This window comes from Lentzea terrae (assembly GCF_003265345.1).
In the GTDB taxonomy this organism is placed as follows: Bacteria; Actinomycetota; Actinomycetes; order Mycobacteriales; family Pseudonocardiaceae; genus Lentzea; species Lentzea terrae.
Map to the genome: position 1 here is coordinate 321,826 of NZ_QFWW01000004.1, position 25,918 is coordinate 347,743.

A 25,918-nucleotide genomic window follows, 5' to 3' on the forward strand; every position below is an offset into this window, starting at 1 on the left:
AGTTCTCCCACCATCCGTTGCTTTTCCCAGTACTCGCGCCACTCCCGGTCCCGCTCGTTCTGCTTCACCTGAGCATCGGCCTCGCGATGGGATTGGTCGCTTCACTCCTGAGCCATCGCGTTGCCGAGGATCTTCGGGGCCAGGGGCACCGAGATCTCGGGATATTCCTTCCCCCTGAACTTGGGGACGATCCCGCCGTCGAGCATGTCGGCCGCGTTGTCGAGTCGCCGGTCGCCAACGCCCAGGTTGTCGCGGAGGTTGCGGTTGACGTTGTCGCCCAGGTCCGCCTTGACCTTGCTGTAGTCCTTGTCCAACTTGTCTCCGCGCTGACCGAGCTCCTTGAGCTTGTCGACGTCCTTGGCGTCGAGCTTGCCCGCCTGCGCTTTTTTCGCCATGTGCAGGGCTTGCTGGGCGTGCTTGGCAGCGTCCTGGTTGTACGTCTTGACGCTGTCGCGGAGGTTGCGGGTCGTTCCCTTGATCATGTCCCGCGACTTCTTGGCGTCGTCGGCGACCTTCTCCAGCTGCTTGACGACCTTGCTGATCTTCTTGGCGTTCTTGCCTGCCGTGATCGTGCCCTGCACGACCGTGTCTGCGATGAACGCGGCTTGAGAGGCACCGAACGTGATCGGGGTGAGGGCACTGGCGGCCGCGAACTTGATGATCGCGTTGGAGACGAAGCTCGCGATGGCGTCGCGGACCGCGCCGCGGACGACACCGACCGCCGACGCCGCAACCGTCATCGCGGACGCGGCGGAGGTGGCATGGCTCGCGCCACCGGCCACGACGTTGGAGAAGTCCTGCACGGCTTTCCGATAACCGTCGATCGCGGCGCCTTGGGACTGGCTCAGTGCACCGACAGTGCCGCTGTACTTGTCGGCGGTCTCCTGCATGCGCTTGGCGATGTTGCTCCACGTCAGTGCCATCGCGTTCACGGCGTCCGGGTCGCCCGCAAGGAGGTCGAGTCCCTCCTTGAGGAAACCGATGTGCTCGATCAGCCATCCGATGCCCGCAGACAGGAGGCTGCCCATCGGATTCGTCACGAACCCGAGCAGGTCCATGCCGAACGCCGCCAGGTCTCCGGCGACCGCACCCCAATCGCCTTTGATGCCGTCGTAGATCAGGTTGGCGGAGCTGCTGAAGATGCCCGCCGCGTCCCAGGCCTGGGTAGGACTGTCGAAGTTCGACCTCTGGACGAGGCTCTCCTTCTCGAACCCCTCGGTGGCGTTGACCGGGTTCAACTGCTCGACGGACTTCGGCTTCTCCTCGGCGGTCAAGGCTTCACCCCGTCAAGGCCCTCTCGGAGCTTCTTGAACGCCTGGGCCATTGCGTCTTCCTGGTCGGCGTAGGCCTGGCGCATGTCCGCGAACCGTTCGACGACGTCGTCGCCGGCAGCCTTCACCGTGTCGACGTACTCCCGTGCGTCATTCGTCCAGCGCTCCATGATCTGGGCGAAGAACATGCCGACAACGCCCCAAGCCTGCGGGTTGCCGACGTAGTCCGCACCGGCGTCTGCTGCGGAGGGCAGCCCCGCGATGAGGGCTTTCAGTTCGCGCTCGTGCGCTTCGAGTGCTGACAGGTCGACCTGGTAGCCGCCGGACATCACCAGCCACCTTCCTTCTTGAAGGGGCTGCGCTGGTCGAAGTCCGTGTCGTCGTCCTCAACGGGACGACGCACCGGGCGCGGCGCGGGCGGCTGGGTTGCGACGGCGTCCTGTTGTTCCTCGTTCACCACGAACTGCCGAGGCGCAGGAGCGGGGGCGAGGTCCTCGTCCGGGACGTCGATCTGCGGGATCTGCGACTGCACGAACTGCATCGCGTCGCTGTTCTCGCCGATCACCGGCGCCATGATCGTGGCGATCTGGCCGACGGCTTGGGCCTGGGCGCGCTTCGCGGTGGACAGCACCAATGCGGCCAGGCGGTCTTTGGGCATCTCGTCGGCCTTCGTGCCGAAGGACAGGCTGAGCAGCGCACCCCCGGCGCTCACGCTCACCGTCACGGCGCCATCCGAGCTCGTGGCCGAACCGGTCAAACCAGCGATTTGCGACTTGGCTTCCTCCGCCTTTTCGAGCAGTGCGGCGGTGCGCTGCTCGTAGTCCTCGACGAGCTGGTGTGGATCAGTCATGCAGGCCCCCTTGCACGTACGTGAGGGGGACGTTACCGAGAGCGACCGGAGGGCGCTGGCGAAACGGGCTAAGTGGGACGCGGGGCGGAGGGTCCGAGCACGTCAACGGCCGCGAGCCAGGCCGCGCCCGCCGCTCCCTCGGTCGCCATGATCACCTGGGCGTTGCAGCGTGTGAGCAGTTCCTGTTTCAGGTGCGTGCCGACGGGGGTCTTGATCAGCGAGCCCACCAGCACGATCGGTGAGGTGTCGGAAGGCTCGCGCACGGCCGACGCGGTGTCGGCCAGCAAACGCGCGGCCGAGGCGACCATCGTCAGCGCTTCGGGGTCGCCGTGGTGGTAGGCGGCGCTGACCAGTGGGGCGAACTGGGCGAGTTTGATCGGTGGCTGGTTGTTCACGGCGTTGATCAGCTGGCCGCGGTTCCGGGCGCCGGCGGCGGTCAGGACGGCGGTGGCGAGGCCTTCGAGGGGTGCGTCCAGGTCCAGCAGGCGGAGCGTTGCGCGCACGGCTTCGCGGCCCAGCCAGAACGCCGAGCCGTCGTCGCCGATCAGCCAGCCGTAGCCGCCGGACTGGCCGACCATGCGGTGGTCGACGATGCGGGCCGCGATGGAACCCGTGCCCGCCACCAGGACCGTGCCGTCGGGGGACGAGGTGCCGGTGGCGAACGCGGCCTCGCAGTCGGTGATCACGCGCATCGGGCAGTGCAGACCCGCGCTTTCCCACGCCTGTCGAAAAAGCGAGAGGACCGCCGGGTCGGTCATCTTCGACGCGCCGGCCATGCCCAGGACGCCGGAGCGGACCTTGCGGGAGTCCAGGCCGTCCAGGGCCGCGGCCAGGGCCTCGCCGATGTGGGCCGCCGCCACCGAGGGCGGGTGCGAGTTCGGGTTCGCGCCGCCCGCCACGCCCTGGCCCAGGCGGGCGCCGTCGAGATCGAGCACCAACGCCCTGGTCGACGTGCCGCCCGCGTCGAGTCCCACCACCAGATCCATACCGACCGAGTATGCCGAGCAACGCTCAGCTCGGGCACGCCCAACCGGGTATCACCGGATCAGCGTGCGGTTACCGGTTGCGTTGTGGTGGAACAACACCATCGATCCAGCGGGAACTTGATCACCCGGATGGACCACAGTGGACAGTGACGGCACGGTCACGCCGTAGTCGAAGACGGCAGAAGGAGCAACGTCGACCAGCTCGTCGGAGTCCGCCGGTGCGGTGTACGGGCCGGCCACGCCGACGGTGTAGGTCACCGGGCCGGGTGGCAGCACGGACCGCGAGACCGGCAGGACCACGACATCGCTGTCGAACACGTTCGTGTCGAAGGAGCCGTCCAGGCCGTTCAGCGGCTGCTCGTCCACCACGTCCTCGGTGCCGGCCACGACGGTGCGCGCCAGCCAGATGTCGGCGGTCACGTTGTCGTCGGCGTTCGTCGGCTTGACGGCGGTGGTCACGAAGTTCTTGCCGCCCACCGAGAACCGCACCTCGGGTTTGGTGTTGCTGCCGAGGTTGGTCCAGGTGTTCCAGGTCGCGACGCCGAACGCCAGCAGCTCCGGGGTCGCCGTGGCGCCGACGTAGCGGAGGTCGCCGCCGCGCGCCGTGCGGTTGACGGCGCAGTTGTCCTGCACGTCCTGGCCGCAGTCGGGCAGGCGGCCGGAACGGGCGCCGAGCTGCAGCACGGTCATGCGAGCCTGGTAGTCCTGCTGGTCAAGGCCGCGGCCGAAGACCCGGCCCGCCACCACAGTCAGCCGGGACACCGGCTTCGGCGCCGCGTAGACGGGCACCCGCAGCGAGCGGTCGCCCTCGAAGATCAGCAGGCCGGACGCCTCCGCCAGGAACTGCCGCCCGTCGGCCAGCGACACGGTGGGGTCGGGGGACTTCCGCAGCGCCGCCGGGTTCGAGATCAGCAGGTACACGGTCACCGACGCCGAACCGCCGGGCGGCAACGCCACACGCGGAGCGCTGACCAGGAACGACACGCCCGGAACCGACGTGATCGGCTCGTATCGCGCCTGCAGACGAACCCAAGTCGCGCCCTTGTTCACCACACGGATCGTTCGACCGGTCAACACCGGTCCGCCCACCTCGACCGTGCCGAACGACGCATCCCCCAGCGCCAGCACGTCCGTTGACAGCGCCGCGAGCCCGTCCACCCGACCGGCACCGACCCGCATCGGCGCTTCCCGAACGCCCTCTCCATCACGAACGACCCCGGAAGCGGTGTTCATCAAGGCGGCTTTGATCTCTGCGTGAGTCCACTGTGGATGCATCTCGCGCAGCAACGCCGCGATCCCGGCGACGTGCGGCGAAGCCATCGACGTCCCGCCCAGCGAGACGCCGTCCGAGGCGGTTCCGGAGGCGGCGGAGAAGATCGTGTCACCCGGCGCGGCCACCGAGATCGACGAACGAGACCGCGAAGAAGACGGAGTGATCGTGTCCGCGATCGAGGGTTCCACCGAAGGCACTGCCTGCTTCAACGCGGAGGACAGGTGCACGGTCAACGTGCCGGCCTCCAACGCCGGACGCAGAGCAGCCGAAGCCGCCGACGTCAGCTGGAACACCGGGATGTGGGCGTTGCCGGCGATCTTCGCCGCGAACACCGGCAGCGAGGTCGGCAGCAGGACACCGGCCGCCCCGGCCTTCCACGCGTTGTCCGTGCGAGCCCCGGAACCGCAGGCGCGAGTGGCGTCGTTGTCGTCCCACTCCAGCCAGACGATCTTCCCGGCGAGCGGCGCCGAGATCGGCTTGCAACCGTCCACATCGGACGTCAATCGCACCACGGGCGCAGTCAAGTCGATGGGGCCCTTGAAGTTGAGGCTGTACTGCCCAGCCCACTGCTTGCCGAGCGCCTCCAGGCCGTCCAACTGGGAGAACGAGTCCCGGCTGTTGGCCACCGAGATCGCCTCGACAGCGTTGCCCGGCGACCCGGCCACGTCGTAGAAGTCCCCGCCGTTCCCGGCCGCCGCGACGACGATCACGCCGTGCTGCGTCAGCTTGCGCACGAACAGCGCGTCCGGGTCGTCCGAGGCACCGAAGTCGCTGCCCAGCGACAGGTTCACCACGTCGAGCCGGTCGGAGAAGTCGCCGTCGCCGTTGGGGTCGAGCGCCCAGTCCAGCGCCTGCGCGGTCAGGTTCGTCCCGCCCTCGCACCCGAACACCTTCAACGCGTAGAGCAACGCCCGAGGCGCGGTGCCCGGTCCGATCTTCAGCGAGTCGAGATCGACGGAGGAGTAGGACCCACGATAGGTGGAGCCGTCCCGGTTCACCCCGAACCCGGCCGCGGTCCCGGCGACGTGCGTGCCGTGGCCCTCGCAGTCCAGCGGGTCCGCGTCCGGCTCCGGCAGCGAGCCGGGCTTCCCGGTGTACGCGTCGCCCGCGAAGTCGTGGCCGCCGACGACCTTGGCCGTGGGGAACGAGCCACCGCCGAAGTCCGCGTGGCGATAATCGATCCCGGTGTCGATCACCCCGATCCGGACGCCGTCGCCGAACCGTCCGAACGACTGCCACGCGGCGGAAGTCCGGGTGAGACGAACGGCGTGCGCGTTGGTGAGCTTTTTCGGCTCCATCCGGTGGACCGCACGGACCTCTGGCATGCGGAACAAAGCAGACAGTCGTGATTTCTCCGTTGCGAGGACGACGCCCGGCACCGCGTTGGACGTTCGGGCAGCCTCCCGGCCGCCAGACCGGGAAACCACTCGAGAAGCCTGCGCCGAAGTGCGGTCCCGGGCCGAACGGGCCTGTGAAACAGAGGCCGTGTCGACGGCGGCGACCGAGGTCAGCTCCACGAAAACGGTTACGGGCTCGACTGGGCCGGACGGCGTGGTCAGTGCGCCCGCCAGGAGTGCTGCGGCTACCAATTTCATGATCAACCTCTCCTAGTCATCGGACGACTTCACTCAGGGACCTAGACGTACGTGCCCTCCCGGGGCTATACATCCGATGTATTTCGTGCGGTGTGACCAGAGGAGGAACGGCCGTGCAGCTTTTGCGCCTCGGGCCGGTCGGCGATGAACGTCCTGCAGTGCGGACCGACGACGGGACCACATACGACCTCCTGCCGATCACGCCGGACGTCGACGGCGCGTTCCTCGCGAACGACGGCGTCAACCGCGTGCGCGCGGCGCTGGAGGCCGGTGAGCTGGCCGCGATCGACGCGGACGGACTGCGCGTCGGGCCGCCGCTCGCACATCCCGGCAAGGTCATCTGCATCGGCCTCAACTACCGCGACCACGCGGAGGAGACCGGCGCGGACATCCCCGGCGAGCCGGTGATGTTCCTCAAGACGCCGGACACGATCGTGGGCCCGTACGACGAGGTGCTCGTCCCGCGCCGGTCGGTGAAGACCGACTGGGAGGTCGAGCTCGGCGTCGTCATCGGGCGCACCGCTCGTTACCTCGAGTCCGAAGAGGACGCTCTGGCCTGCGTCGGCGCGTACGTGCTCTCGCACGACGTCTCCGAGCGCGAGTTCCAGATCGAGCGCGGCGGGACGTGGGACAAGGGCAAGAACTGCGAGACGTTCAACCCGCTCGGCCCCTTCCTCGTGCCCGCCGACGAGATCGCCGACCCGCAGAGCCTGGAGATGCGGCTCTGGGTGAACGGCGAGATCAAGCAGAACTCGTCCACCAAGAACATGATCTTCCCGGTGGCGGAGATCGTGCGCTACCTCAGCCAGTTCCTTGTCCTTCGACCGGGTGACGTCATCAACACGGGTACACCCGCGGGGGTGGCGCTCGGGCAGCCGGAGCCGAAGCCGTACCTGCGCGCCGGCGACGTGGTCGAGCTGGAGATCGAGGGCCTCGGCAAGCAGCGTCAGACGCTCGGGCAGGCGTGACCATGCCCAAGATCATCGAACTGGACGTGCTGGACATCAGGTTCCCCACCTCGCGTGAGCTCGACGGCTCCGACGCGATGAACCCGGACCCGGACTACAGCGCCGCGTACGTGGTGCTGCGGACCGACGGCGGACCGGAGGGCCACGGGCTCGCGTTCACGATCGGACGCGGCAACGACGTGCAGGCCGCCGCGATCAAGGCGCTGGCACCGCACGTCGTCGGCAAGGACGTGCCGGAGACCGCGAAGGCGTTGGCGGAGCTGTACTTCGAGCTCATCGGCGACTCACAGATCCGCTGGCTCGGCCCGGAGAAGGGCGTCGCGCACATGGCGATCGGCGCGGTCGTCAACGCCGCGTGGGACCTCGCCGCCCGCCGCGCCGGGCTGCCGGTCTGGCGGTTCCTCGCCCAGATGACGCCGGAAGAGATCGTCAGCCTGGTCGACTTCCGCTATCTGAGCGACGCCCTGACGCCCGACGACGCGCTGCAGATCCTGCGCAAGATCGAGCACGGCAAGGCCGAACGCGTGGAAACCCTGGTCCGCGACGGATATCCGGCCTACACGACGTCGCCGGGCTGGCTCGGCTACTCGGACGAGAAGCTCGCCGGCCTCGCCCGCCAGGCACTCGCCGACGGCTTCGACATGATCAAGCTCAAGGTCGGCGGCAGCCTCGACGACGACGTGCGCAGGATGAAGCTCGCCCGCGAGGTCGTCGGCGACGAGGTGCGCGTGGCGGTGGACGCGAACCAGCGCTGGGACGTCGACACGGCGGTGCGCTGGATGCGTGAGCTCGCGCCGTACAACCCGTACTGGATCGAGGAGCCCACCTCGCCGGACGACGTGCTGGCGCACCGCGCGATCGCCGACGCACTGGCCCCGATCAGGGTCGCGACCGGCGAGCACGTGCAGAACCGCGTGGTGTTCAAGCAGCTGCTGCAGGCCGGCGCGATCGACGTCCTGCAGCTCGACGCCTGCCGGGTCGCCGGCGTGAACGAGAACATCGCGATCCTGTTGCTGGCCAAGAAGTTCGAGGTGCCGGTCTGCCCGCACGCCGGTGGTGTCGGCCTGTGCGAGCTGGTGCGGCACCTGTCGTTCTTCGACTACGTCGCGATCTCCGGCGAGGTCGGCGAGCGCGTGATCGAGTGGGTCGACCACCTGCACGAGCACTTCCTGGACCCGGCCGTCGTCGAGCGCGGCCGTTACCTGGCACCCACCGAGCCGGGATTCTCCGCTCAGCTCAAGGACGAGACGCTGTCCGACTACCGCTTCCCGGAGGGTCCGGTGTGGACGGCACTGGAGGGCGAGGATGACTGACTTCGAAGGACTTGTCGCCGTCGTCACGGGTGGCGCGTCCGGCATCGGGCTCGCCACGGCGAACCTGCTGGCCGGCAGGGGTGCCACGGTCGTGGCGCTGGACCTGAACCCGGACGTCAAGGATCCCCTGGTCGGGATCCGCGCGGACGTGTCGGACGACGAGAGCGTCAAGGCTGCGATCGCGGAGGTCGTGCAGCGGTTCGGCCGGCTCGACGTCGTCGTCAACAACGCGGGCATCGGCGCCCAGGGCGACGTCACGGCCAACGGCGACGACGAGTGGCAGCGGGTCATGAACGTCAACGTGCTCGGCATGATGCGTGTGTCGCGGGCCGCGTTGCCGCACCTCAGGAACTCGCCGGCCGCGGCGATCGTCAACACCTGCTCCATCGCTGCCTGGGCCGGGCTCCCGCAGCGCGCTCTCTACTCGGCCAGCAAGGGCGCGGTGTACTCGCTGACGCTCGCCATGGCCGCCGACCACGTCCGCGAAGGCATTCGCGTCAACGCGGTCGCTCCCGGCACGGCGGACACCCCGTGGGTGGGCCGCCTGCTCGACTCGGCGCCGGACCCGGTCGCCGAACGAGCCGCGTTGGAGGCACGCCAGCCGCACGGGCGGCTGGTCTCCGCCGATGAGGTCGCGGGCGCGATCGCCTACCTGGCGAGCCCGCTTTCCGGTTCCACCGCAGGCACCATCCTCGCCGTCGACGGTGGCATGTACGGCCTGCGCTTGCGCCCGAAGCAGTCATGAAAGGCAAATGACACGATGAAGCGTCGCAACCTCACCGCCGCGGTGTGCCTCGCGCTCGCCGGTGCACTCACACTGACCGCCTGTGGCGGTGGCGCCACCGGCTCCGGCAGCGGTGGCGTCGGCCCGATCGGCGCCGACCACCCGCGGGCCGACACCGACTTCTGGAACTCGTACATCAAGTACTTCCCGGAGAAGGCCAAGGAACTCGGCATCAACCTGCTGAACCCCACCAACTCGCAGAACAAGGTGGAGAACCTGGTCGCCAACGCCCAGTCGCTGCAGTCGCAGGGCGCCAAGGCGATCGTGATGGCCCCGCAGGACACCGGCGCGATCGCGTCCACTTTGGACCGACTGGACAAGGCCGGCATCCCGGTGGTCACCGTCGACACCCGTCCGGACAAGGGCAAGACCTACATGGTCGTGCGCGCGGACAACAAGGCCTACGGCGAGAAGGCGTGCAAGTTCCTCGGCGACAAGCTGCAGGGCAAGGGCAAGGTCGTCGAGTTCCAGGGGTCGCTGTCGTCGGTCAACGGTCGTGACCGCTCCGAAGCGTTCGCCGCCTGCATGAAGCAGAACTACCCCGGCATCACGGTGTTCGAGGAGCCGACCGAGTGGGAGGGCACCAAGGCGTCCGCGGCCCTGCAGACGCGGCTCAACCAGCACCCGGACATCAACGGCATCTACATGCAGGCAGGTGGCGCGTTCCTCGCGCCGACGCTGCAGCTGCTGCGGCAGAAGAACCTGATCGTCCCGCCGACCGACCCGAAGCACATCTTCATCGTCTCCAACGACGGCATCCCGGCGGAGCTGGAGGCCATCCGCAAGGGTGAGATCGACGCGACGGTGTCGCAGCCGGCAGACCTCTACGCGAAGTGGGCGCTGTTCTACGCCAAGGCGGCCGTGGAGAAGCAGACGTTCAAGCCCGGCAAGACCGACCACGACTCCACCATCGTCGACGTCGGCGATGGGCGCCTGGAGGACCAGCTGCCCGCGCCGCTGATCACCAAGGAGAACGTGGACGACAAGGCCTTCTGGGGCAACCAGATCTGATGAACGACTTCGCTGCAGTCGCGCGTGGCGTGACGAAACGGTTCGGGCGGACGCTCGCGTTGGACGACGTGGGCATCGAGATCCGGGCCGGTGAGTCGCACGCGCTCGTGGGCCGCAACGGCGCGGGCAAGTCGACGTTGGTCTCCGTCCTCACCGGCATGCAGGTGCCGGACGCGGGCGAGGTCAGCTTCTTCGGCGAGCCCGCGCCGTCCGTCGCCGACCGCGCGGCGTGGCGGCGTCACGTCGCGTGCGTGTACCAGAAGTCGACGGTCGTGCCCGAGCTGTCGGTCGCCGAGAACCTGTTCATCAACCGGCAGGACCTCGGCGGCGGTCTGATCAGCTGGAAGAAGCTGAAGGCCGAGGCTGCCGCGCTGCTGGAGACCTACGACGTGGCGGTGCGGCCGGACGAGCTGGTGTCCGCGCTGACCGTCGAGCAGCGGCAGCTCGTCGAGATCGCGCGGGCGTTGTCGGTCGGCTCCCGGTTCGTGATCCTCGACGAGCCGACCGCGCAGCTCGACGGTCCCGCGATCGAGCGGCTGTTCGACCGGATGAGGTCGTTGCAGGACAAGGGAGTGACGTTCCTGTTCATCTCCCACCACCTGCAGGAGGTCTACGAGGTCTGCCAGACGGTGACGGTCTACCGCGACGCGCGGCACATCGTCACCGCTCCGGTGGCCGAGATGTCCAAACCGGACCTGATCGAGGCGATGACCGGTGAGGCCGGTGGGCTGAACGTGCCCAGCGGTGCGGACCGGCCGTCGTCTTCGGACGAGGTCCTGCAGGTGAAGTCGTTGAGCGGTGACCACTTCTCGGACATCTCGCTGTCGGCGACCCGTGGCGAGGTCATCGGGCTCGCGGGCAGTGCGTCGTCAGGCAAGCACGAGTTCGCCGAGACCGTCTACGGGCTGCGCAAGCCGGCTGCCGGGTCGATCTCGGTCGACGGTGCGGTGGTGCGCGGCGGGGACGTTCCGGCGGCTTTGCAGGCCGGAATCGGCTGTGTGCCTCGGGATCGCCACCACCAGGGCCTCGTGCTGGACCTGTCGATCGCGGAGAACGCGACGATGAGCACGGCGAGCGCGTTCGTGTGGCCGTCGGCGCAACGGTCTGCGGGCGCCACCGCGATCGCCTCGTACGACGTCAAGGCGTCCGGACCGGACCAGCCGGTGTCCGACCTGTCCGGCGGCAACCAGCAGAAGGTCGTGATGGCGCGGGCACTCGCCGGCGACCCGTCCGTGCTGGTGCTGATCAACCCGACCGCGGGTGTGGACGTGAAGTCCAAGGAGTCGCTGCTCGGGGTGGTCGACGCGCAGGCCCGCCGGGGCAAGGCGGCGATCGTCGTCTCCGACGAGCTGGACGACCTGCGGGTCTGCGACCGTGTTCTGGTGCTGTTCCACGGCCAGGTCGTGCGCGAGTTCGCACGCGGCTGGCGCGACCAGGAACTCATTGCGGCTATTGAAGGAATGAGCTCGGAATGACGAAAGCCATGACTCCGCCGGTCTCGGCTCCCACGCCGCCTGGGAAGCAGAAGTTCCAGTTCGCGCGGTACCAGGACCTCGCGCTGGTCCCCGTGATCATTCTTTTGCTGATCATCGGTGCGATCCTGTCGCCGATCTTCCTCACGCCCGGCAACCTGATCGCGGTGCTGACCCAGCAGAGCGAGCTGTCGTTGCTGGTGCTCGGCCAGGCGATGATCCTCATCGTCGGCAAGATGGACCTGTCGCTCGAGTCGACGGTCGGTCTCGCGCCCGCGCTGGCGGTCGCGTTGATCATCCCGGCGACGTCCGGCGGGCTCGACGTCGGGCTGGCGGCGTGGATGGCGCTGCCGTTGTGCCTGCTCATCGGCGTGGTGGTCGGTGGCCTGAACGGGTTCCTGATCCTGAAGGTCGGGCTGTCCGGGTTCATGGTGACCCTGGGCATGCTGACCATGCTGCGCGGTCTGCAGCTCGCGATCACCGAGGGCAAGTCGCTGATCGACGTGCCGGAGTCGTTCCTGTACCTGGGATCCACGTCCTGGCTCGGACTGCCCGCGGCGGTGTGGATCTGCGTCGTCTGTTACGCGGTGGGCATCTTCGTGCTGAAGTACCTGCGTGCCGGGCGGTCGCTGTACGCGATCGGCGGCAACTCGGAGGCCGCCCGTGCCGCCGGTATCCGGGTGGACCGCGTGGTGTGGACCGTGCTGATCATCGGTTCGGTGCTGGCTGTGGTCGCGGGCATCCTGATGACCGGCCGGCTCGGCTCGGTGGCCGCGACGCAGGGCGAGGGCATGATCTTCCAGGTCTTCGCGGCCGCGGTGATCGGCGGGATCTCGTTGCAGGGAGGCAAGGGCACGCTGTTCGGTGCGCTGTCCGGCGTGCTGATGCTCGGCCTGGTCGAGCAGATCCTGCGCCTGCAGGGTGTTTCCGGCTTCTACATCAAGGCCTCGTACGGTGCCGTGATCATCCTCGCGCTGATCGTGACCCGGTTCGCGACCGGGCAGAAGCAGGAGTGATCTTCGTTGGAAACCGTTGCGCTGCACACCCGGCTTCGTGAGGGGAAAGAAGCTGACTATGACCGCGTTCACGCCACCATTCCTGCGGAACTAGACGTCGCTCTGCGCGAGGCCGGGGTGCACTCGTGGCGGATCTGGCGGTCCGGTCGCGAGCTCTTCCACCTCGTGGAAGTGGACGACTATCGCGCGATGCGCGCCCATCTGGCTGAGCACCCGGCGAACATTCCGTGGCAGGCTCAGATGGCAGAACTGCTGGAGGTCGAGGACGACTACTCCGGCGCGGAACCCGATGTGCGACTCGTGTGGGAGCTGCCGTGAAGGTTGCTGTTTCTCGTCTGGGCTTCGGTGCCGCGCCGATCGGCAACCTGTACCGGGAGATCTCCGACGAGGAGGCGTTCGGTGCGGTCGAGGCGGCGTGGCAGACAGGTGTCCGGTACTTCGACACCGCGCCGCACTACGGGCTCGGGTTGTCGGAACGGCGGTTGGGCGTCGCGTTGGCCGGCCGTCCGCGCGACGAGTACGTGATCTCCACGAAGGTCGGGCGGTTGCTGGAACCGTTCGACGGCTCGGGGCTCGATGACGAGGGTTTCGCGGTACCGCGGCACTTCCGGCGGATTCGGGACTACTCGGCGGACGGTGTTCGGCGGTCCATCGAGTCCTCTTTGGAGCGTCTGGACACGGACCGGGTGGAGATCGTCTACATCCACGATCCCGACGACTACTGGGACGTGGCTTTTGGCGAGGCCTATCCGGCGCTGGAAGAACTGCGGTCGCAGGGTGTCGTGGGCGCGATCGGCGTCGGCATGAACCAGTGGGAGATGCCGGAGCGGTTCGTCCGCGAGACCGACATCGACGTGGTGATGCTGGCCGGGCGCTACACGTTGCTGGAACAGCCTGCGCTGGCGTCGTTCCTGCCTGCGTGTGTTGAGCGTGGTGTCTCCGTGGTGGCCTGCGGTGTCTTCAACTCCGGGCTGCTGTCCAAGCCGCTGGTGGCCACCGACGCGAAGTACAACTACGAGGACGCGCCTGCCTCGTTGGTTGCCCGTGCTCAGTCGATCGCCGAGGTGTGCGCGCGGCACCGCGTGACGTTGCCGGAGGCGGCGATCCAGTTCGCGCTGGGTCACCCCGCGGTGGTGTCGGTGGTGATCGGGTCGCGCACGGCCGAGCAGATGAACGCCAATGCCACGTACTTCTCGGCGTCGATTCCCCCGGACCTGTGGACCGAGCTGAAGGCCCTCGGGCTGCTCGACCAGGAGGTGCCGACGCCGTGATCGTCGACGCGCACCACCACCTGTGGGACCTGTCGGTGCGGGACCAGGACTGGATCACCGACCCGCCGATGGGTGCGATCCGGCGGTCGTTCCTGGAGCCGGACTTCGTTGCCGCGGCTCCTGAGGTGTCGGCTTCGGTGCTGGTGCAGACGGTGTGCGTGCCGGAGGAGACGCCGGAGTTCCTTGCCGTGGCGGCTTCTTCTTCCGTCGTGGGTGCGGTGGTGGGCTGGACCGATCTGACTTCTGCGGCCGTCGGCGATGAGCTCGCGGCGTTGACCGGCGGCCCTCATGGCGCGTGGCTGCGCGGGATCCGGCACCAGGTGCAGAGCGAGCCGGACCCGGAGTGGCTGTGCCGCAAGGACGTCTGGCACGGGCTGGCGGCGGTTGGCGCTCATGGGTTGAGCTACGAGCTGTTGACGTTGCCGCACCAGCTGCCGGCGGCACGTCGCACGGTGGCGGCGTTGCCTCAGGTCTCTTTTGTGGTGGACCACTGCTCGAAGCCCGCGATCGGGTCGGATGTCGGCGAGTGGGCCGAGCTGATCCGGTCGATGGCGGCGCACGAGAACGTGACGTGCAAGCTGTCCGGGCTGGTCACCGAGGCTGACTGGAAGTCGTGGACCGTTGCCGACCTGCGGCCGTACTTCGAGGTCGTGCTGGACGCGTTCGGTGTCGATCGCCTGATGTTCGGCTCGGACTGGCCGGTGTGCCTGTTGGCCGCTTCTTATTCCGAGTGGCTGGGTGCGGCTCAGGAGCTGGTGTCGGAGCTGTCACCCGACGAGCAGGCCGCGATCTTCGCGGGCACTGCTCGCCGGGTGTACGGGCTCTAGACGAACAGCGCCTGCAGTTCGTCGATGAGCTTCGGCGTGGCCTCGGCGAGCGGTTCGCGGACCGGGCCCGCCGGCAGCCCCAGCAGGTTGAGCGCGGCCTTGACCGCGACGGCACCCGGCTCGCGGGTCATGATCGCGGTGATCACCGGCAGCATGGCCTGGTGGCGGCGCAGGGCTTCCTTGTTGTCGCCCTCGTCGTAGGCGTCGAGCATCGCCTTGATCTCGCTGCCGACGACGTGGCCGACGGTGCTGACCGTGCCGACGCCGCCGATCGAGTACAGCGGCAGGATCAGCTCGTCGTTGCCGGAGTAGAAGTCCAGCCCGGTCTCGGCGATCACCCGTGCGGTTGCCAGCAGGTCGACCTTGCAGTCCTTCACGCCGACGATCCGCGGGTGCTCCGACAGTCGGAGCAGCGTCTCGGTCTCGATCGCGGTGGCCGTGCGGCCGGGGATGTCGTAGAGCAGCGCCGGGAGGCCGCTCGCGTCGGCGACCTGCCTGAAGTGGTTCTCGACGCCTTCCTGCGTGGGCTTGCTGTAGTACGGCGTGACGACGAGCAGGCCGTCCGCGCCGTTCTCCTCGGCCTGCCTGGCGAGCTCGATGGTGTGGCGGGTGGAGTTGGTGCCGACGCCGGCGAGCACCTTGGCCTTCTGCCCGACTGCTTCGGAGACGGCCTTGATGACCTGCGCCTTCTCGGCGTCGGTGGTCGTCGGGGCCTCGCCGGTCGTGCCGTTGACGACCAGCCCGTCCACGCGTTGTTTGTCGACGAGGTGCGCCGCCAGCTCCTGCGCACCCTTGAGATCCAGGTCACCGTCGGGGGTGAACGGGGTGACCATCGCTACCAGCACTCGTCCGAACATGATTCCAGCGTGGCTCTAGTCTTCGCAAAGTTCCAGTTAGAAGTTCTGCTCGGAACGTTAAGCTGAGCTTTGTGTTGGACGTTCGACGGCTACGGCTGCTCCACGCTCTGTCGGTCCACGGCACGGTCACGGCCGCTGCCGAGGCGCTGCACGTGACCTCTCCAGCGGTCTCCCAGCAACTGGCCGCGCTGGAACGCGAGGCCGGCGTCGCCCTGGTCGAACGGGACGGCCGTCGGTTGACGTTGACCCGCGCCGGGCACGTGCTGGCGGCCCACACGCAGCTGGTGCTGGATCAGCTGGCTGCGGCTGAGGCGGACTTGGCTTCGCTGCGAACTTCCGTGTCCGGCGTCGTGCGCATCGGGGCGTTCGTGTCTGTCGCCGCGTTGCTGCCGCGCGTGATCCAAGTGTTGCGATCGGCGCACGGGTCCGATGTGGACCTGTTCGTGCACGAGATGGAACCCGAGGCTTCGCTGCCTGCGTTGCGGCGCGGGGACATCGACGTCGCGGTCATCCACTCGTACAACATCATGCCGCGGTCGCTGCCCACGTCCTGCGAGTCCTTCGAGCTGTTCGTGGAGCCGGTGAACGTGGCGCTGCCGCTGTCGGATCCGTTGGTGCAGCAGGATTCCGTGGACCTGTCGGTGCTGGCGGATCGGCCGTGGATCATGCCTCGCACCGACGCCTCCTGCCACGAGCTGACGCAGCGCGCCTGTGGTGCCGCCGGGTTCGTGCCGCGGGCGCAGGCTTACTGCGACGACTTCAGCGTCACGTGCGGGCTCGTCGAGGCCGGGCTCGGTGTCGCGTTGGTGCCGTCCGTGGCTCGGCGGCCAGGGGTGGCGTTGCGGCCGTTGAAGCAGCAGGTGTTTCGGACCGTGTCGGCTGTGGTGCGGCATCGGGCGGACGGGCAGCCTGCCGTGCGTGCGGTGCTGGAGCAGCTACGCCAGGTCTGAGTTCAGGTGGTGACGGCGGAATCCTGGGTCGGGTTCGCCGAATTCCAGGAGGTTTTCGTCGAGGCCGTTGGAGATGGTCACTCGTCCGTCCGGGAACGTGAAGCTGACGGCCACCATCCCGTCGGCGATGTTTCCGGCGGCGTATTCGAGCAGTTCGACCGCCTGGAGCCGTTGATCCTGCAGAGCGACGGTCTCCGCTCGCGCGTCGTGTCGCCAGGCGAGCCGGAAGATGTAGTCGTCGGGGTGGCCTGAGTCGCCGGAAGTCCAGGCCGTCCGCGCGACCGGGTCGATGGCGTTCCAGGTGATGGACAGGGCGTCGAACTTCTGGTGGCTGATCTCGACCTGTTCGTGGTCGAAGTCGAGCAGGACTGGACCGTCGGCGAACCACTCGTCGTCGGCGAGGTCCCAGAGCAGCCAGGTGCGCCGCAGGTGGCGGCCCGCCAGCGCCTGGAGCCGTGGGCCGTGGGCGGCGGCGATCGATGACAAGCCGTTGAGCCACTGGGGTTCGTAGCCCTGGATGTCGAAGTAGGACACCGATCAGGCCAGGTCGGAAAGCCACTGCTCGACGCCGGCCACGTGCACCGTCGACCAGCTGCGCGCGAGCTCCGGCTGGTGCGCGGCCAGGGCGTCGACGATGGCGCGGTGCTCGGCGACCGTGCGGTCGACGGCGTTGGACTGGGTGATGCCGCGCCAGATGCGCACGCGGACCGTGGGGCCGGCCAGCGTGTCGAGCAGCTGGGCCAGGTAGGCGTTGCCCGAGCACTGGGCGATGGCGCGGTGGAAGTCGAGGTCGTGTTCGACGAGCTCCTCGACGGACTTCGCGGACTCGGCGGCGTCGCACAACGCCCGCAGCTTGACGATCTCGTCCGCGTCGACCCGCTGGGCGGCCATGGCGGCTGCGGCGGGCTCGAGGATGCGGCGGACCTGGAGCACTTCGAGCACCGAGTCTTCGCCGCGGTGCAGGTCGAGGACGAACGAGAGCGCGCCGAGCAGGTCGTCGGCGCGCAGGGAAGAGACGTACGTGCCGTCGCCCTGACGCACGTCGAGCACTCGAACGAGTGATAGCGCCTTCACGGCCTCGCGCAGGGAGTTGCGCGAGAGACCGAGACGTTCGGCCAGGTCAGCCTCACGCGGGAGGCGATCGCCAGGCTTGAGCTCGCCCGAAACGATCATCTCCTTGACGCGCAGGATCGCATCGTCAGTGACTGCCACGGCACCCTCAACTCGTCGTAGACCTCGGATGTCTGGCGTCCAGTATGCGCCACGGTTGGTCATCTTCCGCGCATCCCGGTTCGAATGGCCGTGGTTCACGAGTTGGGATGTGAGATGGTTATCTACTAACGATACGTGACGGGAACCCGTGTTGTCGCCATAATGGTCTGGACCATTCTAGGAGGGATCTTGGACGCCGTTGTCGCAGCGCCGCGCGCTTTGCTCGGTCGCACGATCGTCGGTCCTGCCTCGGTGCGGATCAGGGACGGCCGCATCGTCGAAGTGACCACCGGTGAGGCACCACCCGGCGCGGAGGTCCTGTCCGACGGACTGCTCACACCCGGACTGGTGGACGTGCAGGTGAACGGCGCTGTCGGCGTCGACTTCGCCGAGGTGGACGCCGCCGGAATGCGTTCTGTCGCCGAGGCTTTGCCTGCCACCGGAGTGACCCGCTTCTTGCCCACGCTGATCACCGCCCCCGTGGACGTGGTGATCCGCCAGGCTCGCGCCGTGCTGGCCGCGTCGGCCGCGTTGCCGGACGGGGTGGGGGCTCGGCCGCTCGGGGTGCACCTCGAAGGGCCGTTCCTGTCGCCGAAACGGGCCGGTGTGCACGATCCGTCGTTCATGGTCGAGCCCGGGCCGGACCAGATTTCGGCTCTGCTCAACGACGACACGCTCCGCCGCGCCCTGCGGATGGTGACGATGGCGCCTGAGCAGCCTGGTGGGCTCGAAGCCGTCCGGCGGCTCGTCGAGGCCGGAGTTCTGGTCGCCGTGGGCCATTCCGACGCCACTGGTGAGCAGACGCGCGCCGCCGCCGACGCCGGTGCGCGCATGGTCACGCACCTGTTCAACGCGCAGCGTCCGCTCGGCCACCGCGAACCAGGTGTGCCCGGCGTGGCGCTGGTGGACGACCGCTTCACGTTGGGGCTCATCGCCGACCTCGCGCACGTGGGGCCGGACGTGTGCCGGTTGGTGTTCAACGCGGCCGGTTCTCGGGTTGCGCTGGTCACAGATGCCGTTGCGGCCGCAGGAATGCCGCCGGGTCGGTACCACCTCGGTGGCGCCGACGTGCTGCTGACCGAAGACGGTGTGCCGCGCTCGCCGGAGGGGACGATCGCCGGGTCCGCTCTCACGCTCGACCGCGCGGTGCGCAACATCGTGTCCGTGGGCGTGCCGATGGCGGACGCGCTCGCTTCGGCCACGATCGTGCCGGCCGAGGTCATCGGGGAGTCCGGACTCGGTCGTCTCGCGCCAGGCGCGGTCGCCGACCTGGTGTGGTGGGACGACGATCTGCGCCCGAAGAAGGTGTGGGTCGACGGCCGGATCGTGTTCGACGCCGAGGTGCCCGCCCAGCCGGTCTCCGCCGGGTACGCCACCGCGGGCCAGTAGCGTTCAGGTCAAGCTCATTGCAACGAGGCTGAACGATGATCGTTGCATTGAAATCAGAGCCGTTGCAACAATATCGCGGCCTTGAACTGCGTAAACGTTGATCAAAGCCTTGGTGCTCGTTGTCTCTGCTTGTGAACGCAACGTAGCGTTTTTCGCATCGGAAACAACGAGCACTGGGGTTGATCACAATGCAGAAGACCATCGAGGAGATCGTCGAGACGGGCTTCACCGGCCTGCAGCTGCGGATGCACGACGAGCGCGGCGAGTGGGTCGGCTCGGCCGGGCTGAGCGAGCTCGGGAAAAGCGGTGCGCCACCGCTCGACGGACGGGTCCGGATCGGCAGCAACACCAAGACCTTCGTCGCGACGGTCGTGCTGCAACTGGTGGCAGAGGGCAGGATCGACCTGGACGGCCCGGTGGACGACCACCTGCCCGAGTTCGGGATCGACCGGCGGATCACGGTGCGCATGCTGTTGCAGCACACCAGCGGGATCTTCAACTTCACCGGTGAGGTCTTCGAGGACGGCTCGGTCGTGCCCGGAATCGCCTGGCAGGGCGAGGAATGGGTGGACAACCGGTTCAAGACGCACCTGCCGGAGGACCTGGTGCGGCTGGCACTCGCCAAGCCCGCGCGGTTCGAGCCCGGCGCCGACTGGAGCTACTCCAACACCAACTACGTGATCGCCCGGCGGCTGGTCGAGAAGGTGACCGGCCGCTCGCTCGCCGAGGAGATGCAGCGGCTGATCTTCGAGCCGCTCGGGCTCACGGACACCGTCGTGCCGACGACCGAGACCGAGGTCGGCGAGCCGCACGCCCACGCCTACTACCGGTACGAGACCGGCGGCGAGGAGAAGACGATCGACGTCACCAACCACAACCCGTCGTGGATCTCCAGCGGTGGCGACATGATCTCGACGACCGCCGACCTCCACACGTTCATCACCGCGCTCGTGAGCGGCAAGGTCGTGCCGGCCCCGCTGCTGGCCGAGATGTTCGAGCCGCACCCGAAGGTGCCCTACGGCTTGGGCGTGTTCGTGCAGGAAACGGGCAGCGGCAAGGTCATCACGCACAACGGCGGCATCATGGGCCACGCGGCGTTGATGTACTGCACGGTCGACGGCAGCAAGACCCTGACCGCCGCGCTGAACTACGTGGACGACGCCGGTCTCTCCCTGGCGGTGCCGTTCCAGCAGGCAACGGCACGGCTCATCGAAGAGATCTTCGGCTGAGAAAGCGAAAGGGCCGCTCGGGGAGCGGCCCTTTCGGCGTTCACAGTGTCCTGGTGACCTTGTTCAGGCCGCGCGGGCTGTCCGGATCGCCGCCGCGTGCCAGCGCCAGCCCGTAGGCCAGGCGTTGCACGGGAAGGATTTCCAGCACCGGGGCCACTTCCTCCGCCGTTTCCGGGATGGTGATGGAGAGGGTGGCGCCCATCTTCTCGGAGGCCGAACCGACGGCCACGACGTCCGCGCCGCGCTGGTGCACCACGTCGAGGGCGTCGCGCAGTGAGTCGCCGCCCTTGCCCAGGGACGTGATCGCGAGGACCGCCGTTTCGCCGTCCACTGCGGCGACCGGGCCGTGCAGCAGGTCGGCGCCGCTGTACGCGCGGGCCGCGAGGTACGAGGTCTCGGCCAGCTTCAGGGACGCTTCCAGTGCCGTGGCGTAGGAGTAGCCGCGGCCGGTGGTCAGGACGCGGTCCACGAAGCGGTACCGGCGCACGGCCTCGTCGACGGTCGGAGCGGACTGGTCCAGCGTCACCTGAGCCAGGTCGCCCAACGAAGCCGCCGCCGCGCCATCTCCGCCGCGCACCGCGTCGATCAGCAGGTACAGCGCGAGCAGCGTCGCCGAGTAGGTCTTGGTGGCGGCTACGGCGTGTTCGACGCCTGCCGAGACGTCCACCGAGAGTTCGGCGGCCGCGTTCAGAGGCGACGAGGCCGTGTTCGTCACGGCCACGGTCAGCGCGCCGCGGCGACGATAGGAGGCGGTCACCTCCAGCAGGTCGGGGGAGCCGCCCGACTGGGACACCGTCACCAGCAACACGTCGCGCAGGTCGGGCTCGGCGCCGTACAAAGTCGTCGTCGAAGCGGAGACCAGGCCCGCCGGGAGCTGCAGCAGGATCTCGGTGAGGTACTTCGCGTAGATCGCGGCGTGGTCGCTGGACCCGCGCGCGGCGAACAGCACGAAGCGAGGTGCGCGCTCGCGGATCACGGCGGCGACCTCGGCGATCGACGAACGTGACGCGTAGAGCGACGAGAAGATCGACGGCTGTGCGGCGATCTCCGCTGCCATGTGCCGGCCTGGCTGGGGCGTGGTCATGTGGTGCCTTTCAGGATCAGCTCGGCCGCGGCTCGGAGGCTCACCCGAGAACCGCCGTGGGTGTCGATGCGGGCGACGCTGCCCAAGTCCGGACCCGGCACACCGGTTTCGACGTGCACCACGTCCAGACCCAGATTAGTTAAGTTTGTTACCAGTTGTCGAGCGGCAGTGTGGCGGTGGGCGTCTCGCGTCACCACCACAATCGTCCGGTCGCCGGCGGCTCGTGCAACTTCTTCCGCGGAGATGTCGCGGGACGCGATCACCTCGGTGCCGGGCAGCACCTCGCGCAGGTAGGGGCCCATGCCCCACGGGACGTCGCCCACCGCGATGGACGGATCCACCACCAGGTCGACGACCACCGGAGACGTACCGACACTAACCCGGCCGCGCACCTCGACCGCACGTCGAGCGGCTGTGAGACCTATCTCGGCGTCGTGGGCGTCCACCGTGGACGGTGGCAGGCCGAGAGCCAGGGAACGGGCGGCGGCCTGGGCCAGGCGTTCCTCGGAGAGCTCGCCGGACTTCACCGCTCCGACGATCGAATCGATCAGCCACTGGAGGTCGGCGTCGTCGAGCGCGATACCGCCCAGGCAGAGGGCGTCCACACCGGCGGCCAGCGCGCGGACCGCGCCGTGGGCCAGGTCGCCGCCCACCGCCTTCATGTCCAGGCCGTCGGTGATCACTGCGCCGGTGAAACCGAGCTCGGTGCGCAGCAGGTCGATCGCGTGCTTGTTCAGCGTGACGGGAGCGCTGCCCCACTCCGGCACGACGAGGTGGCCGGTCATGATCGAGCGGACGCCCGCGTTGACGGCCGCCTGGAACGGCACCAGTTCGACGGCGCGGAGTTGTTCCTCGGTGCGCGGGAGCACGGGGAGCTGCTCGTGCGAGTCCTCTGTGGACGCTCCGTGGCCGGGGAAGTGCTTGGCGCAGGCCGCAACGCCGACGGCCTGGAGGCCCTCGACCCACGCGGCCACGTGGCGTGCGGCCAGGACCGGATCCGAGCCGAACGCGCGGACGCCGATGATCGGGTCGTCCAACGTCAGCACCAGATCCGCGGACGGCGCGAGGTTCAACGAGATGCCACAACGAGCCAAACGCGCACCGATCGACACAGCGACCGAGCGGGTCAGGTCGAGGTCGTTCGCCGCGCCCAGGGCGTGGTTGCCCGGCACCTCGGAGCCGCGGCCCGCGTCGAGCCGCGTGACGTCGCCGCCCTCCTCGTCGATGCCGATCACCACGTCCGGGCGCACCGAGCGGAGCTCACCGCAGAGCGCGGTCACCTGAGCGTCGTCGACGACGTTGCGCCCGAAGAGCACCACGCCGCCGAGGCCGTCAGCAACCCGCCGCAGCAACCAGTCGGGGGCGGTCGTTCCGTGAAATCCGGGCAGCAGAACGGCAGCGGCCAACTGATCCACGTGTCATCCCTTCACTGCACCGGCGGTGACGCCGGCGACCATCTTGCGCTGCACGATCAGGAAGAAAACGAGTGCGGGCACGGTGAACAGGACGGACGCGGCCATCGCGCCACCCCAGTCGGTGCCGAAGGCGGTCTGGAAGCCGGACAGCCAGACGGGCAGGGTTTCCCTGTCCTGGCTGCGGATCAGCACCTTGGCGAACAGGAACTCGTTCCACGCCGTGATGAACGCGAAAACCGAGGTGGCGACCAGACCCGGTCCCAGCAACGGCAAAGTCACCTTCTGGAACGCGCCCCAGCGGCCGCAGCCGTCGACCATCGCGGCCTCTTCGAGCTCGACCGGGATGCCGTTGACGAAGCCGCGCAACGTCCACGCGCAGAACGGCAGCGTCACCGCGAAGTACACCAGGACAAGAGAAGTCAGGTGTTCGTAGAGCTGGAGATCCCGCATCATCAGGAACATCGGGATCAGCAGCGCCTCGAACGGCGCCATCTGCGCGACGAGCATCAGCAGCACGAACGATTTGCGGCCGCGGAACGCGAAGCGCGACATGGCGACCGCCGCGGTGATGCCGACGACCACAGCGGCGAGCACCGCGGTGAGCGTCACCATCAGGCTGTTGCCCAGTGACGACAGGAAGCCCGGCTTGGTCCACGCGGTGACGAAGTTCGTGAAAGTCACGGACAACGGCACGAGGTCGTAGTCCGACGTGATCGTCGAGCCCTTGGGCTTCAACGCGGACGTGATCATCCAGTACGTCGGGAAGAGGAAGAACAACGCGAGCAAGACGCCCGCGACGTTCGCAGCAGACTTCTTGAGCATCAGATCTTGCCCTCCTCCGTCTGCAGCAGCCGGCGCAGGTACTGGAACGTGATCAGGCCGAGGATGAGCATCATCAGCACGCTGATCGCGGCCGCGACGCCGAAGTGGCTCTTCGCGATGCCTTCCAGGTACTGCAGCACGGAGAGCGTCGTGCTCTCACCGCTCGGACCGCCCTCGCGCATCACCCAGATCTGGGCGAAGACCTTGAAGTCCCACAGCGTCGACAGGAACGTCACCATCATCAGCAGCGACCGGATCTCCGGCCACGTGACCGCGCGGAACGTCTGCCAGCCGGAAGCCCCGTCGATGCCCGCCGCCTCGTAGAGGTCACGCGGAATGCCGACGACTCCGGCGTACAGGGAGAACGCGAGGAACGGGATCGCCTGCCACACGATCAGCAGGCCGACGACCGACAGCGTCGAAGTGCCAGAGGAGAACCAGGAGTAGCCGGCGAACGAGTCGAACCCGAGCTGCACCAGGGTCTTGTTCAGGATTCCGTAGTTCTGGTCGAACATCCACTGGTAGACCGTGGTGGACGCCAGGATCGGCATGGCCCACGCGCACAGCATCGCGATCTGCAGGGCGATCCGCACCCACGGCGTGAGTGCGCGCATCAGCAACGCGATCAGCAGGCCCGCGCCCACCGACGAGCCGACGACGGCGACGGTGAACACGACGGTCCGCAGCGTGACGGTCCAGAAGCGCTCGTCCTGCAGCACCGTCACGTAGTTGTCGATGCCGGTCCACACGATCTCGCCGCGGACCAGTTCACCGAGGTTGAGCTGGCGGAAGCTCGTCACGAAGACCGAGACGACCGGGAACCCGATCAGCCAGAGGATCGCGATGAGCGCCGGAGCCAGCAGCAGGTAGGGCAGCGCCCGGTCGAAGGCGCCGCCCCGGCGGCGACGCTTGCGCGCCCCACCCGTCACGGCAGGCGGCAGCGCCGGCGGGGTGGTGCCCCCGGCCGGCGCTGCCGTTTCGGTCGTCTTGACGGCCGTCATCTCAGCTGGGCTAGCCCATCGCCTTGGTGACGGCTTCGCTCGCGTCCTTCGTAGCCTGGTCCAGCGACTTGGCGCCGGTCAGGTACGCGGTCAGCGCGTCCTTCAGCGGGTTCTGGCCCGCCTCGACGGCCGCCCACTTCGGCGTCACCGGGGTGACCTTGCCGTTCTGGGACGAGCTGGCCATGGCCTTGCCGAGCGGCGTGGTGGCGAGCTTCGCGGTGTCCTTCGAGGTGCCGGGCACAGCGCCGCCCTCGGCGAGCTGCTCCTGGTACTTCTTGGACGACAGCAGCGCCAGGTACTTCTTGGCCGCGGCGGAGTTCTTGCTGGCCGCCGGGATGGCGAGGTTCGAGCCGCCGAGGAACACCGGCGCGGTCGAGCCGGCCTTCTTGGACGGGATCGGGAACGCCGCGGTCTTGTCCTTCAGGTCCGGCTTGGCCTTGACGGCACCGGCGAGCTCCCACGGCAGACCGACCATCATGCCGACGTTGCCCGTGCCGAAGACCTCCATCTGCTGCGGCTTGGCCTCGTCGGTGTCGGCCGGCGCCTTCTTGGTGGCCGAGGCGTCGTACAGCGCCTTGTAGGCCTCGAAGCCGGCCTTGGCCTGCGCGGTGTCGAGCGCGCCCGCCCACTTGCCGTTGTCCTGCTTGGCGACGTCACCGCCCTCGTCCCAGAGCAGCGAGAGCAGGAAGTACCAGGACTGACCGGGCAGGTAGAGGGCCTGGAAGTCCGGGTTGGACGCGTTCGCGGCCTTGAGCTTGTTGATCGCGTCGATCCACTCGGCCCGTGAGGTCGGCGGCTGCGCGATGCCGGCCGCCTGGAACAGGTCGGTGCGGTAGATGACGGTGCGGTTCGCCGCGTAGAACGGCACGCCGTACTGCTTGCCGTTGAGCGTCAGCGAGTCCTTCAGGCCGCCGAGGTACTCGGCCTCGTTGAACTGCTTCGCGTCCGCGGTGAGGTCCATCAGCGTGCCCTGGTCGGCGAAGCTCGCCGTCTGGGTGTTGCCGAGCTCGATGACGTCGGGCGGGGTGCTGCTGGCCAGCGCAGTGGTCAGCCGCTCCTGGATGCCGCCCCACTTCTGGACCTCGTACTTGACCTTGATGCCGTTCGCGCTCTCGAACTCCTTGTTCAGAGCGTCGGTCAGGGTCGTCGGCGCGGAGCCGTCCATGAGCCACACGGTGATCTCTTTGGTCTCCGTGCCGCTACCGCTGTTCGTGCTCGTGCCACATCCCGACACGGCCACTGCCAGTGCGGCGGCACCAGCAGCGAGTCCTCTCCAGCCCTTCACAGTCGCGCCCTTTCAGCAAGCCCGGCCCCTCGGCCGG

General features: G+C 68.2%; 25 protein-coding genes. 12 read left to right on the top strand and 13 right to left on the bottom strand.

Annotated elements, in window-relative coordinates:
• Window positions 1-101: 101 nt before the first annotated feature.
• The 5 genes from DI276_RS08405 to DI276_RS08425 form a co-directional block, all read right to left on the bottom strand.
• Window positions 102-1,274, bottom strand: coding sequence for a hypothetical protein (locus DI276_RS08405; RefSeq protein WP_112262691.1), 1,173 nt, complete (start codon window positions 1,272-1,274; stop codon window positions 102-104).
• Window positions 1,271-1,600, bottom strand: a complete 330-nt coding sequence (locus DI276_RS08410) for a hypothetical protein (RefSeq protein ID WP_112262692.1) — start codon at window positions 1,598-1,600, stop codon at window positions 1,271-1,273. Before DI276_RS08410 ends, DI276_RS08405 begins: the two co-directional genes overlap by 4 nt.
• Entirely contained in the window at window positions 1,600-2,121 is a 522-nt protein-coding gene (locus DI276_RS08415) for a YbaB/EbfC family nucleoid-associated protein (protein WP_112262693.1), read from the bottom strand. Before DI276_RS08415 ends, DI276_RS08410 begins: the two co-directional genes overlap by 1 nt.
• A gap of 68 nt (window positions 2,122-2,189) precedes the next feature.
• Complete coding sequence (locus tag DI276_RS08420; protein WP_112262694.1) at window positions 2,190-3,107, bottom strand: N-acetylglucosamine kinase; 918 nt, start codon at window positions 3,105-3,107, stop codon at window positions 2,190-2,192.
• Between the two features lie 51 nt (window positions 3,108-3,158).
• Window positions 3,159-5,705 carry a S8 family peptidase gene (locus DI276_RS08425; protein WP_198680512.1) on the bottom strand — a complete coding sequence of 849 codons (2,547 nt, stop codon included), beginning with the start codon at window positions 5,703-5,705 and terminating at the stop codon, window positions 3,159-3,161.
• A 383-nt stretch (window positions 5,706-6,088) separates the two neighbouring features.
• Here DI276_RS08425 and DI276_RS08430 point away from each other — a divergent pair, with 383 nt between their 5' ends.
• The 9 genes from DI276_RS08430 to DI276_RS08470 are packed head-to-tail and all read left to right on the top strand — an operon-like array spanning window position 6,089 to window position 14,637.
• On the top strand, window positions 6,089-6,943 hold the full coding sequence (locus DI276_RS08430; protein ID WP_112262696.1) for a fumarylacetoacetate hydrolase family protein: 855 nt from the start codon (window positions 6,089-6,091) through the stop codon (window positions 6,941-6,943).
• Between the two features lie 2 nt (window positions 6,944-6,945).
• Window positions 6,946-8,256, top strand: coding sequence for an enolase C-terminal domain-like protein (locus DI276_RS08435; RefSeq protein WP_112262697.1), 1,311 nt, complete (start codon window positions 6,946-6,948; stop codon window positions 8,254-8,256).
• The gene (locus DI276_RS08440) at window positions 8,249-9,001 is read left to right on the top strand and encodes an SDR family NAD(P)-dependent oxidoreductase (protein WP_112262698.1); all 753 of its coding nucleotides are present in this window, start codon (window positions 8,249-8,251) and stop codon (window positions 8,999-9,001) included. The genes DI276_RS08435 and DI276_RS08440 overlap by 8 nt, the downstream gene beginning before the upstream one ends.
• A 15-nt stretch (window positions 9,002-9,016) precedes the next feature.
• Window positions 9,017-10,051, top strand: a complete 1,035-nt coding sequence (locus DI276_RS08445; protein WP_112262699.1) for a sugar ABC transporter substrate-binding protein — start codon at window positions 9,017-9,019, stop codon at window positions 10,049-10,051.
• The gene (locus tag DI276_RS08450) at window positions 10,051-11,526 is read left to right on the top strand and encodes a sugar ABC transporter ATP-binding protein (RefSeq protein ID WP_112262700.1); all 1,476 of its coding nucleotides are present in this window, start codon (window positions 10,051-10,053) and stop codon (window positions 11,524-11,526) included. The genes DI276_RS08445 and DI276_RS08450 overlap by 1 nt, the downstream gene beginning before the upstream one ends.
• Complete coding sequence (locus DI276_RS08455; protein ID WP_112262701.1) at window positions 11,523-12,539, top strand: ABC transporter permease; 1,017 nt, start codon at window positions 11,523-11,525, stop codon at window positions 12,537-12,539. The genes DI276_RS08450 and DI276_RS08455 overlap by 4 nt, the downstream gene beginning before the upstream one ends.
• 6 nt (window positions 12,540-12,545) lie before the next feature.
• Window positions 12,546-12,857 carry an L-rhamnose mutarotase gene (locus DI276_RS08460; RefSeq protein ID WP_112262702.1) on the top strand — a complete coding sequence of 104 codons (312 nt, stop codon included), beginning with the start codon at window positions 12,546-12,548 and terminating at the stop codon, window positions 12,855-12,857.
• Window positions 12,854-13,810 (top strand): aldo/keto reductase, encoded by a 957-nt coding sequence (locus DI276_RS08465; protein ID WP_198680513.1) that lies wholly within the window; start codon window positions 12,854-12,856, stop codon window positions 13,808-13,810. The genes DI276_RS08460 and DI276_RS08465 overlap by 4 nt, the downstream gene beginning before the upstream one ends.
• On the top strand, window positions 13,807-14,637 hold the full coding sequence (locus tag DI276_RS08470; protein ID WP_112262704.1) for an amidohydrolase family protein: 831 nt from the start codon (window positions 13,807-13,809) through the stop codon (window positions 14,635-14,637). The genes DI276_RS08465 and DI276_RS08470 overlap by 4 nt, the downstream gene beginning before the upstream one ends.
• Here the strand turns inward: DI276_RS08470 and dapA are convergent.
• Complete coding sequence (dapA, locus tag DI276_RS08475; protein WP_112262705.1) at window positions 14,634-15,494, bottom strand: 4-hydroxy-tetrahydrodipicolinate synthase; 861 nt, start codon at window positions 15,492-15,494, stop codon at window positions 14,634-14,636. The two genes, DI276_RS08470 and dapA, sit on opposite strands and share 4 nt — an antisense overlap.
• 71 nt (window positions 15,495-15,565) lie before the next feature.
• Here dapA and DI276_RS08480 point away from each other — a divergent pair, with 71 nt between their 5' ends.
• On the top strand, window positions 15,566-16,444 hold the full coding sequence (locus DI276_RS08480; RefSeq protein WP_112262706.1) for a LysR family transcriptional regulator: 879 nt from the start codon (window positions 15,566-15,568) through the stop codon (window positions 16,442-16,444).
• On the opposite strand, the gene DI276_RS08485 is transcribed toward DI276_RS08480, so the two are convergent.
• Both DI276_RS08485 and DI276_RS08490 read right to left on the bottom strand, forming a co-directional pair.
• Window positions 16,430-16,978 carry a hypothetical protein gene (locus tag DI276_RS08485; RefSeq protein ID WP_112262707.1) on the bottom strand — a complete coding sequence of 183 codons (549 nt, stop codon included), beginning with the start codon at window positions 16,976-16,978 and terminating at the stop codon, window positions 16,430-16,432. The two genes, DI276_RS08480 and DI276_RS08485, sit on opposite strands and share 15 nt — an antisense overlap.
• Before the next feature lie 3 nt (window positions 16,979-16,981).
• Window positions 16,982-17,656, bottom strand: a complete 675-nt coding sequence (locus DI276_RS08490) for a FadR/GntR family transcriptional regulator (RefSeq protein WP_112262708.1) — start codon at window positions 17,654-17,656, stop codon at window positions 16,982-16,984.
• A 189-nt stretch (window positions 17,657-17,845) separates the two neighbouring features.
• On the opposite strand from DI276_RS08490, the gene nagA reads away from it, so the two are divergent.
• Both nagA and DI276_RS08500 read left to right on the top strand, forming a co-directional pair.
• The gene (nagA, locus tag DI276_RS08495; RefSeq protein WP_112262709.1) at window positions 17,846-19,045 is read left to right on the top strand and encodes an N-acetylglucosamine-6-phosphate deacetylase; all 1,200 of its coding nucleotides are present in this window, start codon (window positions 17,846-17,848) and stop codon (window positions 19,043-19,045) included.
• Between the two features lie 188 nt (window positions 19,046-19,233).
• Complete coding sequence (locus DI276_RS08500; protein ID WP_112262710.1) at window positions 19,234-20,274, top strand: serine hydrolase domain-containing protein; 1,041 nt, start codon at window positions 19,234-19,236, stop codon at window positions 20,272-20,274.
• Window positions 20,275-20,314: 40 nt separating this feature from the next.
• Here DI276_RS08500 and DI276_RS08505 read toward each other — a convergent pair whose 3' ends face one another.
• From DI276_RS08505 to DI276_RS08525, 5 genes are read right to left on the bottom strand one after another with little or no spacing between them, the layout of a single operon-like run.
• Window positions 20,315-21,358 carry an SIS domain-containing protein gene (locus tag DI276_RS08505; protein WP_112262711.1) on the bottom strand — a complete coding sequence of 348 codons (1,044 nt, stop codon included), beginning with the start codon at window positions 21,356-21,358 and terminating at the stop codon, window positions 20,315-20,317.
• Window positions 21,355-22,773: a glycoside hydrolase family 3 protein gene (locus DI276_RS08510; protein ID WP_112262712.1), complete on the bottom strand. Its 1,419-nt coding sequence runs from the start codon at window positions 22,771-22,773 to the stop codon at window positions 21,355-21,357. The genes DI276_RS08505 and DI276_RS08510 overlap by 4 nt, the downstream gene beginning before the upstream one ends.
• 3 nt (window positions 22,774-22,776) lie before the next feature.
• Window positions 22,777-23,595, bottom strand: coding sequence for a carbohydrate ABC transporter permease (locus DI276_RS08515; RefSeq protein ID WP_112262713.1), 819 nt, complete (start codon window positions 23,593-23,595; stop codon window positions 22,777-22,779).
• Window positions 23,595-24,596 carry a carbohydrate ABC transporter permease gene (locus DI276_RS08520; protein WP_112262714.1) on the bottom strand — a complete coding sequence of 334 codons (1,002 nt, stop codon included), beginning with the start codon at window positions 24,594-24,596 and terminating at the stop codon, window positions 23,595-23,597. Before DI276_RS08520 ends, DI276_RS08515 begins: the two co-directional genes overlap by 1 nt.
• A 10-nt stretch (window positions 24,597-24,606) precedes the next feature.
• Window positions 24,607-25,881 carry an extracellular solute-binding protein gene (locus DI276_RS08525; protein WP_112262715.1) on the bottom strand — a complete coding sequence of 425 codons (1,275 nt, stop codon included), beginning with the start codon at window positions 25,879-25,881 and terminating at the stop codon, window positions 24,607-24,609.
• Window positions 25,882-25,918: the final 37 nt, after the last annotated feature.

Excerpts from the sequence above, each read along its gene's own strand:
- DI276_RS08440 (WP_112262698.1), top strand. The coding sequence starts at position 8,249 with ATGACTGACTTCGAAGGACTTGTCGCCGTCGTCACGGGTGGCGCGTCC.
- DI276_RS08500 (WP_112262710.1), top strand. The coding sequence starts at position 19,234 with ATGCAGAAGACCATCGAGGAGATCGTCGAGACGGGCTTCACCGGCCTG.
- DI276_RS08455 (WP_112262701.1), top strand. The coding sequence starts at position 11,523 with ATGACGAAAGCCATGACTCCGCCGGTCTCGGCTCCCACGCCGCCTGGG.
- dapA (WP_112262705.1), bottom strand. The coding sequence starts at position 15,494 with ATGTTCGGACGAGTGCTGGTAGCGATGGTCACCCCGTTCACCCCCGAC.
- DI276_RS08420 (WP_112262694.1), bottom strand. The coding sequence starts at position 3,107 with ATGGATCTGGTGGTGGGACTCGACGCGGGCGGCACGTCGACCAGGGCG.
- DI276_RS08445 (WP_112262699.1), top strand. The coding sequence starts at position 9,017 with ATGAAGCGTCGCAACCTCACCGCCGCGGTGTGCCTCGCGCTCGCCGGT.
- DI276_RS08435 (WP_112262697.1), top strand. The coding sequence starts at position 6,946 with ATGCCCAAGATCATCGAACTGGACGTGCTGGACATCAGGTTCCCCACC.
- DI276_RS08415 (WP_112262693.1), bottom strand. The coding sequence starts at position 2,121 with ATGACTGATCCACACCAGCTCGTCGAGGACTACGAGCAGCGCACCGCC.
- DI276_RS08520 (WP_112262714.1), bottom strand. The coding sequence starts at position 24,596 with ATGACGGCCGTCAAGACGACCGAAACGGCAGCGCCGGCCGGGGGCACC.
- DI276_RS08515 (WP_112262713.1), bottom strand. The coding sequence starts at position 23,595 with ATGCTCAAGAAGTCTGCTGCGAACGTCGCGGGCGTCTTGCTCGCGTTG.
- DI276_RS08505 (WP_112262711.1), bottom strand. The coding sequence starts at position 21,358 with ATGACCACGCCCCAGCCAGGCCGGCACATGGCAGCGGAGATCGCCGCA.
- DI276_RS08410 (WP_112262692.1), bottom strand. The coding sequence starts at position 1,600 with ATGTCCGGCGGCTACCAGGTCGACCTGTCAGCACTCGAAGCGCACGAG.
- DI276_RS08450 (WP_112262700.1), top strand. The coding sequence starts at position 10,051 with ATGAACGACTTCGCTGCAGTCGCGCGTGGCGTGACGAAACGGTTCGGG.
- DI276_RS08425 (WP_198680512.1), bottom strand. The coding sequence starts at position 5,705 with ATGCCAGAGGTCCGTGCGGTCCACCGGATGGAGCCGAAAAAGCTCACC.